General features: G+C 61.1%; 11 protein-coding genes. 7 read left to right on the top strand and 4 right to left on the bottom strand.

What is annotated here, in order from left to right; translation table 11 throughout:
• Window positions 1–155: 155 nt before the first annotated feature.
• The 3 genes from AUC43_RS02035 to AUC43_RS02025 all read right to left on the bottom strand — a co-directional run bounded on the left by AUC43_RS02035 (window position 156) and on the right by AUC43_RS02025 (window position 4,230).
• Complete coding sequence (locus tag AUC43_RS02035; protein ID WP_068189182.1) at window positions 156–1,646, bottom strand: alpha/beta hydrolase family protein; 1,491 nt, start codon at window positions 1,644–1,646, stop codon at window positions 156–158.
• 430 nt (window positions 1,647–2,076) lie between these two features.
• Window positions 2,077–2,499: a BLUF domain-containing protein gene (locus AUC43_RS02030; protein ID WP_068189180.1), complete on the bottom strand. Its 423-nt coding sequence runs from the start codon at window positions 2,497–2,499 to the stop codon at window positions 2,077–2,079.
• 741 nt (window positions 2,500–3,240) lie between these two features.
• Window positions 3,241–4,230, bottom strand: a complete 990-nt coding sequence (locus AUC43_RS02025) for a hypothetical protein (RefSeq protein ID WP_068189177.1) — start codon at window positions 4,228–4,230, stop codon at window positions 3,241–3,243.
• A 166-nt stretch (window positions 4,231–4,396) separates the two neighbouring features.
• Here AUC43_RS02025 and uvrA point away from each other — a divergent pair, with 166 nt between their 5' ends.
• The 5 genes from uvrA (at window position 4,397) to prmA (ending at window position 10,642) form a co-directional block, all read left to right on the top strand.
• Window positions 4,397–7,237, top strand: coding sequence for an excinuclease ABC subunit UvrA (gene uvrA / locus AUC43_RS02020; RefSeq protein WP_068189173.1), 2,841 nt, complete (start codon window positions 4,397–4,399; stop codon window positions 7,235–7,237).
• A 158-nt stretch (window positions 7,238–7,395) separates the two neighbouring features.
• Complete coding sequence (locus AUC43_RS02015; RefSeq protein ID WP_157780885.1) at window positions 7,396–8,286, top strand: tryptophan-rich sensory protein; 891 nt, start codon at window positions 7,396–7,398, stop codon at window positions 8,284–8,286.
• A 98-nt stretch (window positions 8,287–8,384) separates the two neighbouring features.
• Window positions 8,385–9,152 carry a triose-phosphate isomerase gene (gene tpiA, locus AUC43_RS02010; RefSeq protein WP_068189165.1) on the top strand — a complete coding sequence of 256 codons (768 nt, stop codon included), beginning with the start codon at window positions 8,385–8,387 and terminating at the stop codon, window positions 9,150–9,152.
• Window positions 9,153–9,232: 80 nt separating this feature from the next.
• The gene (locus AUC43_RS02005) at window positions 9,233–9,616 is read left to right on the top strand and encodes a 7(1) septoil knot domain-containing protein (RefSeq protein WP_233254083.1); all 384 of its coding nucleotides are present in this window, start codon (window positions 9,233–9,235) and stop codon (window positions 9,614–9,616) included.
• A gap of 195 nt (window positions 9,617–9,811) precedes the next feature.
• Complete coding sequence (prmA, locus tag AUC43_RS02000) at window positions 9,812–10,642, top strand: 50S ribosomal protein L11 methyltransferase (RefSeq protein WP_068189161.1); 831 nt, start codon at window positions 9,812–9,814, stop codon at window positions 10,640–10,642.
• Between the two features lie 230 nt (window positions 10,643–10,872).
• Here prmA and AUC43_RS01995 read toward each other — a convergent pair whose 3' ends face one another.
• The gene (locus AUC43_RS01995) at window positions 10,873–11,904 is read right to left on the bottom strand and encodes a LacI family DNA-binding transcriptional regulator (protein ID WP_068189154.1); all 1,032 of its coding nucleotides are present in this window, start codon (window positions 11,902–11,904) and stop codon (window positions 10,873–10,875) included.
• 339 nt (window positions 11,905–12,243) lie between these two features.
• On the opposite strand from AUC43_RS01995, the gene AUC43_RS01990 reads away from it, so the two are divergent.
• On the top strand, window positions 12,244–14,754 hold the full coding sequence (locus AUC43_RS01990) for a TonB-dependent receptor plug domain-containing protein (protein ID WP_068189151.1): 2,511 nt from the start codon (window positions 12,244–12,246) through the stop codon (window positions 14,752–14,754).
• Between the two features lie 225 nt (window positions 14,755–14,979).
• Window positions 14,980–17,343, top strand: a complete 2,364-nt coding sequence (locus AUC43_RS01985; RefSeq protein ID WP_068189149.1) for a glycosyl hydrolase family 28 protein — start codon at window positions 14,980–14,982, stop codon at window positions 17,341–17,343.
• Window positions 17,344–17,469 lie beyond the last annotated feature (126 nt).

Genomic DNA, 17,469 nt, shown 5'->3' with positions numbered 1-17,469 from the left:
GAAGGCTCCAACGCAGGGTTGGAAAATGGTAGGAGAGACGAGCGCAGCTGCAGCCGGGAAGAGCTTTCCTCACTGCAGCAAGCAAGTATAGGGATAAAGCCCGATTATGGCTCAACTCCTACCACGCATCAGCCCAACTCAAACCCACTCCGCAGCTAGCCGCGCAGGCGCGGTACGCTACCCGTTTTGGTGATTCGGGGTGCCGGGAAAGGCAGCTTCTGCGGCGCGCGTACCGGAGCTGCGGTTGGCTGCTTGGACTTAACGGCCACCCAGTCGTTGATTTTCTTGAGGGCAACGGGCGAGAACGTGGCTTGCTGCACACCGTTTACCAGGGGCCATTGGGCGGGGGCGGGCTGGAACAAGTGGTTCACGCCGTCGAGCCGATAGGCCGAAACGGGGCGGTGGGAGGCGTGCAGGCCCCGGCGCAGCGGCGTCATGTTGCGCTTGGCCGATACCTGCAAATCGGCGGTGCCGTTGAGCAGCAGAACGGGGCATTGAACCTTGCTCAACTGGGTTAGAGGGCTGAAATCGAAGAAGTAGCGCGACCACGGCGAGGTGAGCTGCGCGGCGCGGGCGCGGGCCATGGCCGGGTTAATGCCCGTGTTGGCCCCGCTGAGCATGGCCGCCACTTTGGCGCTGGCGGCGGCATTGTCCGGCGTCTGGCGGATGGTGCTCACGGTGCGGTAGTAGATGTCCTGGGCCGCTTGTACTTCCGCGGCGTTGGCGCCGGTCAGGCGCATGATTTCGTTTTGCTGGCGCAGCAGCACGCTGTAGCCCGGCTGGCCATAGCCGGCCAACGACACCACGAAAGCCGGTGCCCGGCCGGGCACCGCCGCGGCCAGTAGGGCCACGTTGGCGCCTTCGCCGTGCCCGAGCAGGCCCACGCGCTGCGGCGCCACCAGCGGGCGGGTGCGCAAAAAGTTCAGCGCCGCCTGCGCATCCGTCACCAGGTCGGCCGTGGTGGCGTTGGCGTAGGTGCCGCCCGATTTGCCCACGCCGCGGTCGTCGTAGCGCAGCACCGCGATGCCGTGGCGGGAGAGGTAATCAGCCAGCTGCCCAAACATGCGGTAGCCCGATACTTCCACCTCACGGCCCTGCGGACCCAGGTCAGAGACGAGCACTACCGCCGGGAAAGGCCCTTCGCCCGCCGGCACGGTAAGCGTGCCGCCCAGGTTCTGCCGGGAGATGGGGTTGGGGAACACCACCTCGGAGACGCGGTAGGGCGGCGTGGGCCGGAACGGCGCAGCGGCTACGGCCTTGGCCGAGGGGGCGCGCAGCAGCACCATGGCAGTTTTCACGCCGGCCTGCGTCCAGGTGCCGCTGAACTTGGCGCCGCCGTTCAGCACCTTGCCCACGAAGCTGCTGCCAGCCTGCTCAATGCGCAGCTTGAGGTCGGTGCCGTGCAGCTCCACGGCCACCGGCATGCGGCTGATGCGCTGCTGGGGCGCGTCGAGGGCGCCGTAGTACGTGCCGTTGGTGAGGGGCACAATGGTAATGATAACGGTGATTTGGCCGCCGAGCAGTTTGAGCGGGCCTTTCCACTGGCCATTAAGCGGAGCGGGGGCAGCAGGCAGCGCGGCGGCATCGGGTCGTGGCAATAGCAGCAGGGTAACCAAATACACCGATGTAAGTAAATACTGAATCATGAAATTGAAATATAATAATGGTCTTTATAAGTCAAATAAAGCTTGTAGAAGGTGAAAAGTGCAACAAAAAAAATGCGTGGCAAGGCTTGGCATGACAGAAAACAAGTACGCATGAAAACACGAATGGCCGGCCTTGCGGGCCGACCATTTCGGTAGCAGCTATCGGGTAAGCACCTTCACTTAGTCTTTTGTGCGGCGACCTATCCAATGGCGGACGAGCGGTGATGCGCAAGGCGCAAATGCCTCTGAAAGGAGCCATACTTACTTGGGGTGCCAATGGGGCCCTGTGGCCCTGCAGAACGGGTAGTTCAAGTTGGGCAATGCTTTCACCGCCGGTTGCTGCAAATGGCCCGGGAACCGTATTTGGGCAGGGCAGATGGCTGGCCGACGGCAGTGGCTAGGCTAAGCCGAATGAACAGGCCCCTCGGCATCAGGCCCGCTGCGTAAGGCCAAAGGTGTTCATCATTTGAAAAAGTAAGTTATCGGCCGCGCTCAGGTTGTGAGCCTGCTCGTTGAGCTCATTAGGGGCAGTGTAGCCTGCCAGTTCATAAAACTGCTCGGGCGAAAGCGTTTGGAAGGCCATCGACCAATCTGAAAAGCTGCGTTGGCTGATTTCCTTGTCGGCTAGTTTGGTGAGGCCCTTATGACGGGGGTCTCGGGAAACAACCTCATAAACCGCATCTAAATCGGCCTTCTCACCCTCCATAATTTGCATAAACTGCCCGTCGCCGTAGGCCAGTGCCCCGGTAATGTTCCGCTGCTCATTGTTGAGGCGTGCTTGGCGAAGAATAAATTCTAAATCGTTGTCGCTCATTGGATGCGCGGCGCGACTCATGTAGATAATGTGGTGCATGTGGAATGTATCAATTTGCTGGATTGACGCAAATAAAAGAAGCGTAAATCAAATTAATTAACATAATTAAATATTAATAAAGTTATGATTTGTGAGGGAGCTATGCCTTTAATCCGCTGATGCCTGAGTTCAACTGGCTTCCTGTAATCTTATTAGGATACGATACTTAGAGTAGTAAGATGCTGCCACTATTATCATACCTGTATCTTCAATCTCGATCTGCCCAATCTACTTAACAGCTACAAGTAATGCGCGCAACCCGTTTAACGTGCTGCTTTTGTCGGGATTTCCTATGATTATTGAATATACCAACGGTTTTGGTAAAGTGTATCATACCATTGAGTACGATTACAGAAACGAGAGGGTGTAAAGTAATTGGATTGGTTACCAGACGTATACCGGTATTGTGGCCGGAGCAGACTCCTGTCTGCACGTGCTCGAGGAAAATAAAAGCCACCTGTTGCTCAACGACAACCGCGAAGTAGTGGGCCCGTGGGACCACGCGGTGGAATGTTACGAACTGGGCCCCGCGGGCTATTGCGCACGGGCTCACGCATTTTGCCAACGTGGTCAGCCCCGAGTCGATGGCCGCCCTTTCGGCCGAAGCCATGCATCTGGGAATAGGGAGCCAGCTACAGATGCGTTCGTTTGGCAGTGTGGACCTGGCGCAGGCTTGGTTGCGTGCGGCGCGGCGCACCATTGGCAAGTAAGCCGCCGTCAACTTCGGAAGTGGGCCGGCCGCTACAGGCAAACTGCAAGAGGGCTAATTTGCAGCGGGGCAGAAAGCTGCTGCATCACGAAGGTGGCGTTTGCCAGACAGTCGGCCGCACTATAGTTGGTGCCGATGTATACCGTATTGCCGTGGTAAAAAGCCGGAGTGCTTGAGCCGATGGGCTGCTTTGTGCGGGAAATTAGAAATCGGGTTTTGCCCGCTTTATCAGAAAAGGGCAGTGGTAAATGAGGGGTGTTAGCCAAGACATACCGGGTTGCTTCCAGCAGGATTTCCTTCCAGGTAGCAATTGATTTAATAGTGCCGTCGGGCAGTCGTAATTGCGTTGGTTTATGGCCTGGCTGCAATTCATTCAACTTGAGTTCGCTTAATGGCGTAAAACCTGCTGAGTTTGCCTTGGGCTTCTTTGGTTTCGGTAGCGCCTGCACTGCCAGTATAGGCGGCCTGCTGGCAACGGGCAATTTTTGCTGGAACAGGGGCACAGATGCGGCCACCTGGGGTAGGTGGATACCATGCCCGCCATACGCGGCATCAAGCCACTGAATAAGTTGCAACGCTGCCTCCACCGGAGGCGTATCCCGCAGGTTTAGGGTGCCAACCGGTTCGTAGCTGGAGTGAGCAGGCGAATAACAATGCCAGTTCAGGCCGTCGGTGATGAAAAATTTTCTGGGCTTCAACGAAAACGCGTACCCAATTAGAGCGCCAACGTGGCCCAGCTTATCCAGGCTTTCACCCAATTTTTTGGCTTCCACCACCGCGCAGGTTTTACCCTGGGTGTCTTTAAGCAGGTAATCTAATTTTTGCTTGTTGGCCACCATGCGCTCGGGTTCCACCATCCGAACGTTGCTTGTATCCCAGCCCAACGCCCGCAGAATCGGGTCAATCAGGGCCGCCCGGGTGGCGGCTTCGTTGTTCTGAAAAAGGACGGCATTGGCGGCAGCCTGGGCTTGCACCTGCTGAATAACCTGGTAGATAGCCGGGAGCGGACTGGCAGAGGGCATACGTAACGGAAGAAGGGAAATGTGGCGTAATGTTAGGCAAAGCACCACGATACCGGGGTATTGCCGGGCTACCATGCCGCGGCTTTAGCCCCGGCCGTACCTTCGCAGTCCCAAGCAACTGCATCCGGCCGAAACCTTCCGGCCCCTTCTAGCTGTTGGTTCGTTTATGCCCAAAAAAGACTCGTTGCAAGTTTCGGCCCCCGCCGACAATGCCATTGATAACCTCGACCCGCGCGAATTCATCCTCATCAAGAATGCCCGGGTTCACAACCTCAAAAACCTCAGCGTAGCCCTGCCGCGCAACCAGTTTATCGTCATCACGGGCCTGAGCGGCTCGGGCAAGTCGAGCCTGGCCTTTGATACCTTGTATGCTGAAGGCCAGCGCATGTACGTGGAAAGCCTGAGCAGCTATGCCCGCCAGTTTTTGGGCCGCATGGACAAGCCCGACGTGGACTACATCCGCGGCATCTCGCCGGCCATTGCCATCGAGCAGAAGGTCAGCATCAAGAACAACCGCTCGACGGTGGGCACCAGCACCGAGATTTACGACTACCTCAAGCTGCTGTTTGCGCGGGTGGGCCGCACGTTTTCGCCCGTGAGCGGCGAGCAGGTGCGCAAGGACAACGTGGCCGACGTGGTCGATTTTTTGGCCACCCAGCCCGACGGCACCAAGGCCATGATTCTGGCCCCGCTCTACCGCGCCGACAAAACCCGCCCCATGAGCAAGGAGTTGGATTTGCTGCTGCAGAAAGGCTACAGCCGCGTGGTGGTGAACGGCGTGACCTCCCAGATTGAGGACCTGATAGGCGAGGGCCAGCCCGAAGTTAAAGGCGACGTCTTCATCATGATAGACCGCGCCGTGCTTCGGCCCAACGACGAGGACCTGCTGTTCCGACTGTCTGACTCGGTGCAGACCGCCTTTTTCGAAGGCCACGGCACCTGCCTGCTGCGCCTGAACGAAGACGAGACCCGCACCTTCTCCGACAAGTTTGAGCTGGATGATATCGTGTTTGAGGAGCCCAGCGTCAACTTCTTCTCCTTCAACAACCCCTACGGGGCCTGCCAGACCTGCGAGGGCTTTGGCTCGGTGCTGGGCATTGATGAAGACCTGGTAATTCCAGACAAGAGCATGACCGTGTACGAGGGCGCCATCGCTCCCTGGCGTACCGAGAAGCAGGGCGAGTGGCTTAAGCCGCTGCTGAAAAACGGCATCCGCTTCGACTTTCCCATTCACCGCCCCTACAGCGAGCTCAGCCACGCCGAGCAGCGCCTGCTCTGGACCGGCAACAAGTACTTCGACGGCCTCGACAAGTACTTTAAGTGGGTGAGCGAGCAGACCCACAAAATCCAGTACCGGGTGCTGCAAAGCCGCTACCGCGGCCGCACCACCTGCCCCGACTGCCGCGGCACCCGCCTGCGCAAAGACGCCCAGTACGTGCGCATCGACGGCCGCAGCATTGCCGACATCGTGCTGCTGCCCATCTCCGACGCGCTAAACTTCTTCGAAAACCTGACCCTGAGCGAGCACGACGCCAAAGTGGCCGAGCGCCTCGTAACCGAAATCACCAACCGCCTGGGCTACCTCAACCGCGTAGGTCTGGGATACCTCACCCTGAACCGCTTGAGCAATACGCTGAGTGGCGGCGAAAGCCAGCGCATTTCGCTCGCTACTTCCCTGGGCTCGGCCTTGGTGGGCTCCATGTACGTGCTCGACGAGCCCAGCATTGGCCTGCACCCCAAGGATGCTGAGCAGCTCATCGGCGTGCTGCGCTCCCTGCAGCAGCTGGGCAATACCGTGGTGGTGGTGGAGCACGAAGAGAAGATGATGGAAGCGGCCGACCAGATTATCGACATCGGCCCCGAAGCCGGCAGCGGCGGCGGCAACCTGATGTTCCAGGGCACCATGGCGCAGCTCCTGCAGGACACCGAAACCTACACCGGCCAGTACCTGAGCGGCAAAATGGAAGTGCCCGTGCCCAAAGTGCGCCGCCCCTGGCGCAACGCCCTGGAGCTAACCGGCGCCCGCGAAAACAACCTCAAAAACGTGAGCGTGAAGATTCCGCTGGGCGTGATGACCGTTGTAACGGGCGTATCTGGCTCGGGCAAGTCCACGCTCATCAAGCGCATCCTGGCCCCGGCCTTGATGAAAATGCTGGGGGGCGGCGCCGGCGAAAGCACCGGCAAATTCGACCGCCTCACCGGCGTAAACGGGCAGGTAACGCACGTCGAGTTCGTCGACCAGAACCCCATCGGCAAGTCGTCGCGCTCCAACCCCGTGACTTACGTGAAGGCCTACGACGCCATTCGAACGCTGTTTTCGGAGCAGCCGCTGGCCAAGGCGCGTGGCCTCAAGCCCTCGCACTTCTCCTTCAACATCGACGGCGGCCGCTGCGAGGTGTGCCAGGGCGAAGGCCAGGTAAAGATTGAAATGCAGTTCATGGCCGACATCTACCTGACCTGCGAAGGTTGCGGCGGCCGCAAGTTCAAGCAGGACATTCTGGACATCAAGTTTCAGGACAAAGGCATCGACGAAGTGCTGGAGCTGACCGTGACCGATGCCGTCCAGTTCTTCAAAGGCCAGCCCAAAGTAGCCGAGCGCCTCAAGCCGCTCGAAGACGTGGGCTTGGGCTACATCCGCCTCGGGCAGTCGGCCAACACGCTGAGCGGTGGCGAAGCCCAGCGCGTGAAGCTGGCTTCCTTCCTCACCAAAGGCGCCACGCTGCAGCAGGACAAAATCCTGTTCATCTTCGACGAGCCCAGCACCGGCCTGCACTTCCACGACATCAGCAAGCTGCTCACGGCCCTGAACGCGCTGGTGGAGCAGGGCAACTCCGTGCTCATCATCGAGCACAACGTCGACATCATCAAGTGTGCCGACTGGCTCATCGACCTAGGGCCGGAAGGCGGCCTCAACGGTGGCCATTTGCTCTTCGAAGGCACGCCCGAAGAGATGGTGAAATTGAAGGACACCAACCACACAGCGCGGTTTTTGGCGGAGAAAGTGTAACGTTACAGCCCGAAACCGCCGTAGCTGCCTGCCGTAGTGCAGCAGAAGAGGTTAGGAAGGCGGTAAGTGGAGCTAATTATCAAGGGATAAGCAGCTCCACTGACCGTTAATCCACCTGCCCCGACCGATACGTAGGTTACGTGCTTTAATTCCCGCTCATGCTCGCACCCTCGCCGGCCCCAGATAATTACGCTTCCCCCAACCGCACCTTCATGGGAAGGCTGTGGCGGTGGCTGACGGCGTTGGCCATTTTTGGCAACATCTTTCTCAGCTACTATTCGAACACCCACCCCTTTTCCGGGCAAACCATGGGCATGGTGTCGGCCAGATACCCTACCTTGCTCACGCCGGCGGGCTATGCCTTCAGCATCTGGGGCCTGATATTTTTGGGGTTGGCGGTGTATGCCATTTGGCAGCTGTTGCCCGCCCAACGGCAGTTGTCGCTGCCCGACGCTCTGGCCAAGCCGCTCACGCTGGCCAATGTGGCCACCGGCGCCTGGGTCGTGCTGTTTGCCTACGAGCAGATTATCCCCAGCGTGGGGGTAATGCTACTCATTCTGCTTTCCCTGATTGTGGCGTACGGCCGCACCCGGCGGCGCATTTTTGCCGGGGCTGCTCCGGCCTGGATTGGGGTGCCCTTCTCGCTGTACCTGGGCTGGATTTCGGTGGCCTCGGTTATCAACATCACCATTGGGCTGCGGGAGTTGGGGTGGCAGACCGCCGAGGGCCTCTCGGTCACGATGACGCTGGGGCTGCTGCTTGTGATTGTGGCTTTAGGTTTGATAATCAGCCGGGTCTTTCGGGACATGGCGTTCCCGTTGGTACTGGCCTGGGCCCTGGTGGCCATTTGGGTGGTGCGCTTGCGCGAAATACCCGAGTTGGGCTGGGCGGCGCTGGCCGGGGCCGTGGCAGTCACGGTGCTGGGCATTGTATTGTCGCGCCGCGGCGGCCGCAAAACGCCCTGGCAGCTGCGCGACGAAGCCGTAGCGGCAGTCGAAGCCGAGATTGCAGCTGCCCGCGCCGCCAGGGAAATGCGCACGGGCGAATAGTGCGGCGCCGCTGTGGCGAATAAGATGCGATGGCTGCGACGCGGCAGGCGCTGTTAGCTTTGTGCGATTGAACTTCACGCTTATCGCACCTTCAGCTTATGCGCAAAAATCTCGTTGCCGGCAATTGGAAAATGAACCTGACTTACCCCGAGGGCTTGGCCCTGGTAAGTGAAATTACCAGCTTGGCCGGCTCGGCCGCCGCTGGCGCCAATGCCCCCGAAATCGTTATCTGCCCGCCGTTTCCGCTGCTGCACGGCGTGGGGCAGGCCCTGCCGCAGCGCGGCAAGTTTCACCTCGGCGCGCAGAACTGCCACCAGAAAGAAAGCGGTGCTTTCACCGGCGAGGTTTCGGCCAAGATGCTGGCTTCGGTGGGCTGCGAATACGTTATCCTGGGCCACTCGGAGCGCCGACAGTACTTCCGCGAAGACGACGAGCTGCTGAGCCAGAAGCTGAAAGCGGCCCTGGCCGCCGGCCTGAAGCCCATTTTCTGCGTGGGCGAGTCGCTCGATACGCGTGAATCGGACGAGACCTTCGACTACATCGGCAAGCAACTCACCGACGGGCTGTTCCACCTCAGCAACGAGGAGTTTGACCAAGTCACTGTCGCCTACGAGCCCATCTGGGCCATTGGCACGGGCCGCACCGCCACCAGCGCGCAGGCGCAGGAAGTACACGCCTTCATCCGGGAGCGCATTGCCCGCGCCTACGATGCCAAAGCTGCTCTCGACACTACCATTCTCTACGGCGGCTCGGCCAATGCGCAGAACGCGCGGGAGCTTTTTTCGCAGCCCGATGTTGACGGCGGACTGATTGGCGGGGCTTCGCTGAAAGCGGCGGACTTCACGGCCATCATCCAGTCGTTTTAACCCAGGCCTGGCACCGTTGTTGGAAGGCGGTTAGGCCCGTAATACCCGCGTAATTCCGCCCAAAAACTGTCGCTTCAGCTATGTTCTTTTCCTTTCTGCTCACGGCATTATTAGCAACGGCTCTGGCTCAACCCCGGTTGAGCCATGCGGCGGTAGCTGCCCGCACCCACGCGGCTGGTCCGCTGGAGCCGTGCAAAATCTACGGTTCCGTGTATCTCGAAACCGACCCGAGCCGCCGCAACTACTGCCTGGGCACGGTGTACGTGGAGCCCGAAGAGGCCTTTGTCGACCTCATCGTGTTCAAGGAAGCCAACAAGCTGTTTGCCGACAAAGCCGGCCTGTGGGCCGACGCCCCGGCCCGCGACTTCGCCGACTACGTCCTATTTGTGACCACCGACCGGTCGCGGGCCGACTTCTCTATCCATTACACCAAGGTGCGCTCCTTTGCCGGCTGCAAGCAGTAACTACGCGCTGTATAACTTCTCAAAATGCCACCTTTAACCGGGGTGGCATTTTTGTTTGCCGGCAATTGGGGGAATGTCAATAGTAGCGGTGCCGGTATACCATCGGGTATGGAAGGCGCTTACCCGGCTTTTCCTGCGACCTTTGCCGCATGGTTTTCCTCGACGGCTGGTCTGAGCCGTTGCTTTTTGCTCTTTATGGATTTTATTGAACTGACCGTTGAAGCCCCGCGCGAGCTGGCCGATATTTTGGTGGCCGAGCTGGCCGAAGTAGGCTTCGACACTTTTGAAGACAACGACGCCGGCTTTTGTGCCTACACCACCGAAGAGGCCTTCAACCCCGATGCGGTGGAGGAAATCATGGCCCGCTACTCGGGCATTGGCGACCTGAACCATTCGCACCGCGTCATTACCCGCCAAAACTGGAACGCCGAGTGGGAGAAGAACTTCCAGCCGCTGATTATCGCCGAGCGCGTGTCGGTGCGGGCCCCGTTTCACTCCAAGCCCGACAACGTGGACTATGACATCGTCATCATGCCGCGCATGTCCTTCGGCACGGGCCACCACGAAACCACGGCCCTGATGATAGAAAACCAGCTCGACGTCGACCACAAGGGCCTGCGCGTGCTGGACATGGGCACCGGCACCGGCATCCTGGCCATTATGGCCGAAATGCTGGGCGCCCGCCAGGTCCTGGCCGTCGACACCGAGCCCTGGACGGTGGAAAACGCCCGCGACAACGCCGCCGAAAACCAGTGCCGCACCATTGAGTGCCGCCTGGGCGGCGTGGAAACCCTGGCCAACGAAGCCCCCTTCGACCTCATCCTGGCTAACATCAACCGCAACGTGCTGCTCGAAGACATGCACGAGTACGCCCGCCTGCTGCCCAGCGGCCGCCCCATCCTATTCAGCGGTTTCTACGAAGAAGACCTGCCCAAAATTCAGGCTGAGGCGGCTAAGCACGGCCTCCGCTACCAGCGCCACCGCACGTTGCGCAGCTGGGTGTCAGCCATTTTTGAGAAGGAGTAAGGCGATTTAAAACCTCGCCTGGGGTATTGTAACCACAAGAGTGTTTCAATCGCCTGTCATGCTGAGCTTGCGAAGCATCTTATCGCCGCGGAACGAATCGTTCGAACGTGATAAGATGCTTCGCAAGCTCAGCATGACAGGCGATGTGGTAAAGATGCTTCGCTGCACTCTGTATGACGTCCCAGTTTATAGCTCAATTCCAGCTAAATACCCAATCGCATAAACTGTTGCTACGAAACCAGCTTGGGCAGTGCCCGCGACGACTCGCGAACTACCAGGGTGGTGGGTAGCTTCATTGTGCTGGGGCCGGTGCTCTTGTGCTTGCGCTCGATCTGCTCGATGAGGCGTTCGGCGGCGAGCTGACCTATTTCCTGGGCGGGCTGGGTCACGGTGCTCAGGGGCGGGTTGAGCAGGTGGGCCGATTGGGAATTGGTGAAGCTGAGCAGCCCCACCTGGCCGGGAATGTCGACGCCGCGCTCGCGCAGGGCCGCGAGACAGCCCAGGGCCAGCCGGTCGCTGGCCGTGAAAAACGCATCGGGCGGGGGCGAAAGGGCCAGCAGCTCGTCCACGAGCGGACCGGCCTCGTCGGGGCCGAAGGTGCCGTAGCGCACCAGGTTTTCGTCGAAGGGCACGCCGTATTGCTCCAGGGCGGCGCGGTAGCCGGCTAGCCGCTCCTGCGTGATGCTCAGGTAGGGCGGAATGGTGAGGTGGGCAATGCGGCGCCGGCCGGTTTGGAGCAGGTGCGAGGTGGCGGCGTAGGCCCCGCCGAAGTTGTCGGCTACCACCTGCGTCACGGGCAGCTCGGCGGCTACACGGTCGAACAGCACCAGCGGCATGCCCTGGTCAATCAGCGCCTGCAGGTGCGACACGTTGGAGGTTTCGCTGGACAGCGAGAGCAGCAGACCGTCGACGCGGCGGGACACGGCCTGCTGAATATTGGCCAGTTCGCGCTCGTACGACTCGTGCGTCTGGAAGATGATGACGTGGTAGCCGCGGTTGTAGGCAATGGCCTCGATGCCGTTGATGGCCTGCGAAAAGAAGTTGTTCGCAATCTGGGGCACAATCACGGCCAGAGCCTTGCTGCTGCTGCCCTTCAGGCTCAGGGCAATGGGGTTGGGCCGGTAGTTGAGCCGCTCGGCGTATTCCATCACCAGCCGCTTGGTTTCGGGGCTGATTTCGTAACTGTCGCGCAAGGCCCGCGACACCGTCGAGGTCGACAGGTTCAGCGCGTGCGCAATATCCTTGATGGTGACGGGGTCCAAGCGCGTTGACTAAGAAAGGAGAATAAACAGCCGCAGCCGGCTCAACTAAATTACTGGATTACGCGCCCGGATGGTTCCGGCGCCTTCGCCCAACCAAGTTGAGCTGCTGGCAGCAGCGGTGGCCGCTGCAGGAAAACTTTCTAGGCTTAATCCACTACAAGAGTAGCTAATTCTGGCTAAATAGAAACGGCCCGGGCGTTTCCGCTGGTAAGAAGGCCGCGGAATTAGCTCAAGTCCCTGGGAGCATGGCTTGCGGGGTTCATGGTGTCGCCATCTTTGTGCAGTAATCTTACGGTTGGGCTAAATAATAAAGCCCACTGTTTTCGACAGCCTGCAAAGATGAAATTAGTGCGCGTGCAAAAAGGAATGCTGGCGGCCCTGCTGGCCGTTGGAGTGGTGCTCACCGCCTTTCGCCAGCGGCCCGCTGAGGAAGGCCTGATGGAGCGCATCGCGCGCCAGGTAGGCGAATTCTACGCAGCCGCCCGGGGTGAAAAGGCCTACCTCCACCTCGACCGCCCGGTGTACGGCACCGGCGAAACCATCTGGTTCAGCGCTTATGTCGTCGATGCCTCGCGGCACCAGCTCGATTCCCTTAATCAGGTGCTGCACGTCGACCTGGTCTCGCCCGAGCACAAGGTGGTGGCCCGCCGCACCCTGCTGCTGCAAGGCGGCCGCGCCAGCGGCGACCTCGACGTTGCCGATTCGCTGGCCGCCGGCACCTACGTGCTGCGCGCCTACACCAACTGGATGCGCAACGCCGGCGATAATTTCGTGTACAGCCGCCGCCTGAGCATCTGGCCCGCCTCGCCCATTGGCCCCCAGGAACCCAGCGCCGAAACCACTGCGGCCCGCAAACCCAAAGGCGGCAGCGCCGCCGCCGGCAAACCCGACGTGCAGTTTTTCCCCGAAGGCGGCTACCTCGTGGAAGGCTTGCCGGGCGTGGTGGCCTGCAAAGCCACCGACGCCAGCGGCCGGGGCATTGCCGTGCGCGGCCAGATTCTAACCGCGCAAAACGCCGTGGTGACCACCTACAGCAGCCGCCACGCCGGCATGGGCCGCTTTGCCCTGGTGCCCGCCGCGGGCCAGCGCTACCACGCTCGCATCACGCTGCCCGACGGCAGCACCGCCGACTATCCCTTGCCCGTGCCGCAGCCCAGCGGCTACACCCTGCACGTGGTAGAAAACGGCCCGGACTTCCTGGTAGAGGCCCGCTACCGGGGCGCGGCCGGGGCTCCCGCGCCCGGCCCTGTGCACCTACTCACGCAAGTGCGGGGCGTGGTGGCCTACCCGGCGGCGCGCCCGCTGGTGGGCGATGCCCCGGCGGTATGGCGCATGCCAAAGAAGAACTACCCCAATGGCATTGTGCACTTCACCTTGTTTGATGCCCAGGGCACGCCGCGCTGCGAGCGGCTGGCCTTTGTGCAAAACGGCCCGGCCGCGCTGAAAGTCACCATCACCCCCGACCAGCCCACCTACGGGGCCCACGCGCCGGTGCAACTCACCGTGCGCGTAGCCGATGCGGCGGGCCTGCCGGTGCAAACCAACCTGTCGGTGGCCGTGAGCGATGCCGGGTTGAGCGCCCTCGACCCCAACGCCGAAACCATTGCCTCGAATCTGCTGCTGACTTCTGACCTGGTGGGCTACGTCGACACCCCCGGCTACTACTTCCGGGAGCAGTCGGCCGCCACGGCCCAGGCCCTCGACGACCTGCTGCTGACGCAGGGCTGGCGGCGGTTTGTGTGGAAGGACGTGCTGGCCGGCAAGCCCGCGCCCGTTGTGTTCTTGCCCGAGCAAAACATCTCCCTCACCGGGCAGGTGGTGAGCGCGCAGGGCAACCGCCCCATTGCCAACAGCCAGCTCACGTTCCTGCAAACGCGGCCGACCAAAAACGTGGCCACGGCTACCACTGACGCCAACGGCCGCTTCACGTTCTCGGCGTTCACGCTGCGCGATACGGCCGTGATTACCCTGCAGGCGCGGCGCTCGCAGGGCGGTTCCAACGTCCTCATCCGGCCCGATGCCGGCCCGATGCCGAGCACGCAGCCCTTACCCGCGCTGCCGTCGTTGGCCACGGCACCCGCCGGCGTGGCCGCCTTTGTGCGCCGCAGCCGCCAGGCCCAGGCCGCCGACCTGGACCTGCACCCCGAAAAAGCCGTGCGCAACATCAACCTGAGCAACGTGTCGGTGACGGCCAAGCGGGAAACCGTGCCGCGCGACGACCCGCGCCGCCTCTACGGGGCCACCGGGGGCACAGTGATTGATTTTGCCAACATGCCGGAGGCGAAATCGGGCATGTCGGTGCTGCAGCTGCTGCAGGGGCGTGTGGCCGGCCTCACCATCAGTGGCAACCCGCCGAACATGACGGCGCAAATCCGGGGGGCGGGCACGCCGCTATTTATCCTCGACGGACAAAAGGTGGACATCGACTTTATCAGCTCGCTGCAGTCTTCCGACATTGAATCGGTGGAAGTTTTCAAGGGCATCGAAGCGGCCATCTTTGGTGGCAGCGGCGGCGCCATTGCCATCTACACCAAGCGCGCCAACCCCAAGTACAAGGGGGGCGATTCGGCTCCATCGCCCGGCATTGCGACCGTGAAGGTGCCAGGCTTCTACCAGGCCCGCGAGTTTTACCAGCCCCGCTACAACGCCCTGCTCACCAACCCACCCGCCGACCCGCGCACCAGCACCCTGTACTGGAACCCCATCGTGCGGACCAATGCGCGCGGCGAGGCCGAACTGCACTTCTTCACCGCCGATGGCAGCGGCACTTTCCAGGCAGTGGCCGAGGGCCTCAGCCTGGGCGGGCTGCCGGCCCAGGGCACGGGCACGATGGTGGTTCGGGGGAAATAGCCTGAGGAGCCTTAGGTTGAGCTGGCTTGCGTAAAAGGCCAGGAGGTTGGGCTGCCAGCAGCGCAGATGAGAACGTTCCCGGCAACGATTGCGCAAAAAAAAGCGCCTCTCTGCCTCGCAGGAAGGGCCTATCGGCTCAGAGTTGGCCTAATATTGTTAGGGCGATACTGCCTTCACTCCCTTGGGCTCACTCGCCGGGGCGGGTGCAACCTTTCCTTTCGCGCGATGAAATCAACGTTGGTATTACTGCTGGCTGGGCTGGCGGCTTTCCTCATGCTGGCCTTTGGGCCGGCGGCCGAGCCGAAAACGCAGATTTTCCTGGTGGGCGACTCCACCATGGCCGACAAGGCCGACCTCACCAAGCCCGAGCGTGGCTGGGGCATGGAATTCGGCCAGTATTTTGACGGCGGCGTGGTTATCCGCAACACCGCCGTGAACGGGCGCAGCACCAAAAGCTTCCTGCGCGAAGGCCGTTGGGCCAAGGTGCTCCAGGACCTCAAGCCCGGCGACTGGGTGTTCATTCAGTTTGGGCACAACGACTCCAAAGTGGAAGACAGCACCCGCTCGGCCCCGGCCCAGACGCTGTACCGCCAGCTCCTCACCAAGTTTGTGCAGGAAGCCAAGCAAAAAGGCGCTAACCCCGTGCTGCTCACGCCCGTGGGCCGCCGCTTCTTCGACGAGGCCGGCAAGCGCAAGGACGACCACGGCGAATACCCCGGCGTGGTGCGCGAGGTGGCCAAGGCCCAGAAAGTGCCGCTGATTGACTTGCACGAAAAAAGCTGGGCCCTGTACTCGCAGCTCGGCGAGCAGGGGTCGCGGCCGCTGTTCTGGTCGTACCTCAACGGCTACTACCAGCTCAACCCGGTGCCGCCCGCCAAGAACGACAACACCCACTTTTCGGAGTATGGCGCCACCCGCGTGGCCCAACTCGTGGCCCAGAGCGTGAAGGAGCAGAACCTGCCCCTGGCCAGCCACCTGAGCCGCGCGCCCTTCGACGGCAAGTACCTGTTTGACCTGCCCGTGGTGCTGGAGCCGATGTTTAAAAAGGACACCTTTAACATCGTGAAATACGGCGCCGTGGCCGACGGCCAGGCCCTGAACACCGAAGCCTTCCGCAAAGCCGTTGATGCGTGTGCGGTAAATGGCGGCACGGTGCTGGTGCCCCGCGGCCTCTGGCTCACCGGCCCCATCGTGCTGAAAAACAACGTGAACCTGCACCTGGCCACCGGTGCGCTGGTGCAGTTCACGGCCGACCGCAGCCAGTACCCGCTCATTAAAACCACCTGGGAAGGGGAGGAGGCCATTCGCAGCCAGGCCCCCATTTCGGGCGTGGACTTGACCAACATCGCCATCACCGGCAACGGCATCTTCGACGGGGCCGGCGACGCCTGGCGGCCCGTCAAGAAAAACAAACTCAACGAAACGCAGTGGCAGAAGCTGGTGGCCTCGGGCGGCGTGCTCTCCGATAAGAAAGACTACTGGTACCCTTCGGCCGGGTCCCTGAAAGGAAACCTGCTGGCTACGGCCGGCACGCCCCGCAAGAGCCTTGACCCGAAAGACTTCGACGACATCCGCGACTTCCTGCGGCCCAACATGCTGAGCCTAACGCGCTGCAAGCAGATTCTGCTGGAGGGCTTCACCATCCAGAATTCCCCGGCCTGGACCATTCACCCGCTGCTGTGTGAAAACATCACGCTGCGCAACGTGACGGCCAAGAACCCCTGGTATGGCCAGAACACCGACGCGCTGGACCTGGAATCCTGCCGCACGGGCGTGGTAGAAGGCTGCACATTTGACGTGGGCGACGACGGCATCTGCATCAAGAGCGGCCGTGACGAGCAGGGTCGCAAGCGCGGCGTGCCTACCGAAAACTTCATCGTGCGCGACACGAAAGTGTATCACGCCCACGGCGGCTTCGTGATTGGTTCCGAAATGTCGGGCGGCGCCCGCAACCTGTACGTGTACAACTGCACCTTCATGGGCACCGACGTGGGCCTGCGCTTCAAGACGGCCCGCGGCCGCGGCGGCGTGGTCGAGAACATCTTCGTCGATGGCGTGGACATGACCGACATTGCCGGCGAGGCCATTCTGTTCGACATGTATTACGCCGCCAAGGACCCCGTGCCGCTGGCCGGCGAAAGCACCGCGCCGCCCGTGATAGCCGCGCAGCCGCTAAACGAGGGCACGCCCCAGTTTAAGGGCTTCCGCATCCGCAACGTGACGTGCAAGGGTGCCACGACCGGCATCTTGGTGCGCGGCCTGCCCGAGATGAGCATCAAGGATATCAGCATTGAAAACGCGGTGCTGGAAAGCAAAAAAGGCCTGGTGTGCCAGGAGGCCGAGAACATCCGCCTGAAAAACGTGACGCTGCTCTCGACTGAAACCGCCCCCGTGATGGAAGTGCAAAACAGCCACAACATCGCGCTGGACGGCATCCACTACACCAAGGGCGCCGAACTGCTGCTGCGTGTGACCGGCGACCGCAGCAAAGACATCCGCTTGACCAACACTAATATCAAGCTGGCGAAAAAAGACGTGGAGCTGGGCCAGAAAGTGGCCAAGAAAGCGGTGGTTTTTGCTAAGCGTTAAGGCACAGTATTGGGCTATTTTTAAATAAAGAACTTCGTGCCGAGCCTCCTGTCATGCAGAGCGTAGCGAAGCATCTTATCACTGCCAGACGAATCGTTTAGCGGCGATAAGATGCTTCCTTCGTCA

It is taken from the genome of Hymenobacter sedentarius (genome assembly GCF_001507645.1).
GTDB lineage: Bacteria > Bacteroidota > Bacteroidia > Cytophagales > Hymenobacteraceae > Hymenobacter > Hymenobacter sedentarius.
This window is presented reverse-complemented; position numbering and strand designations above follow the sequence as displayed.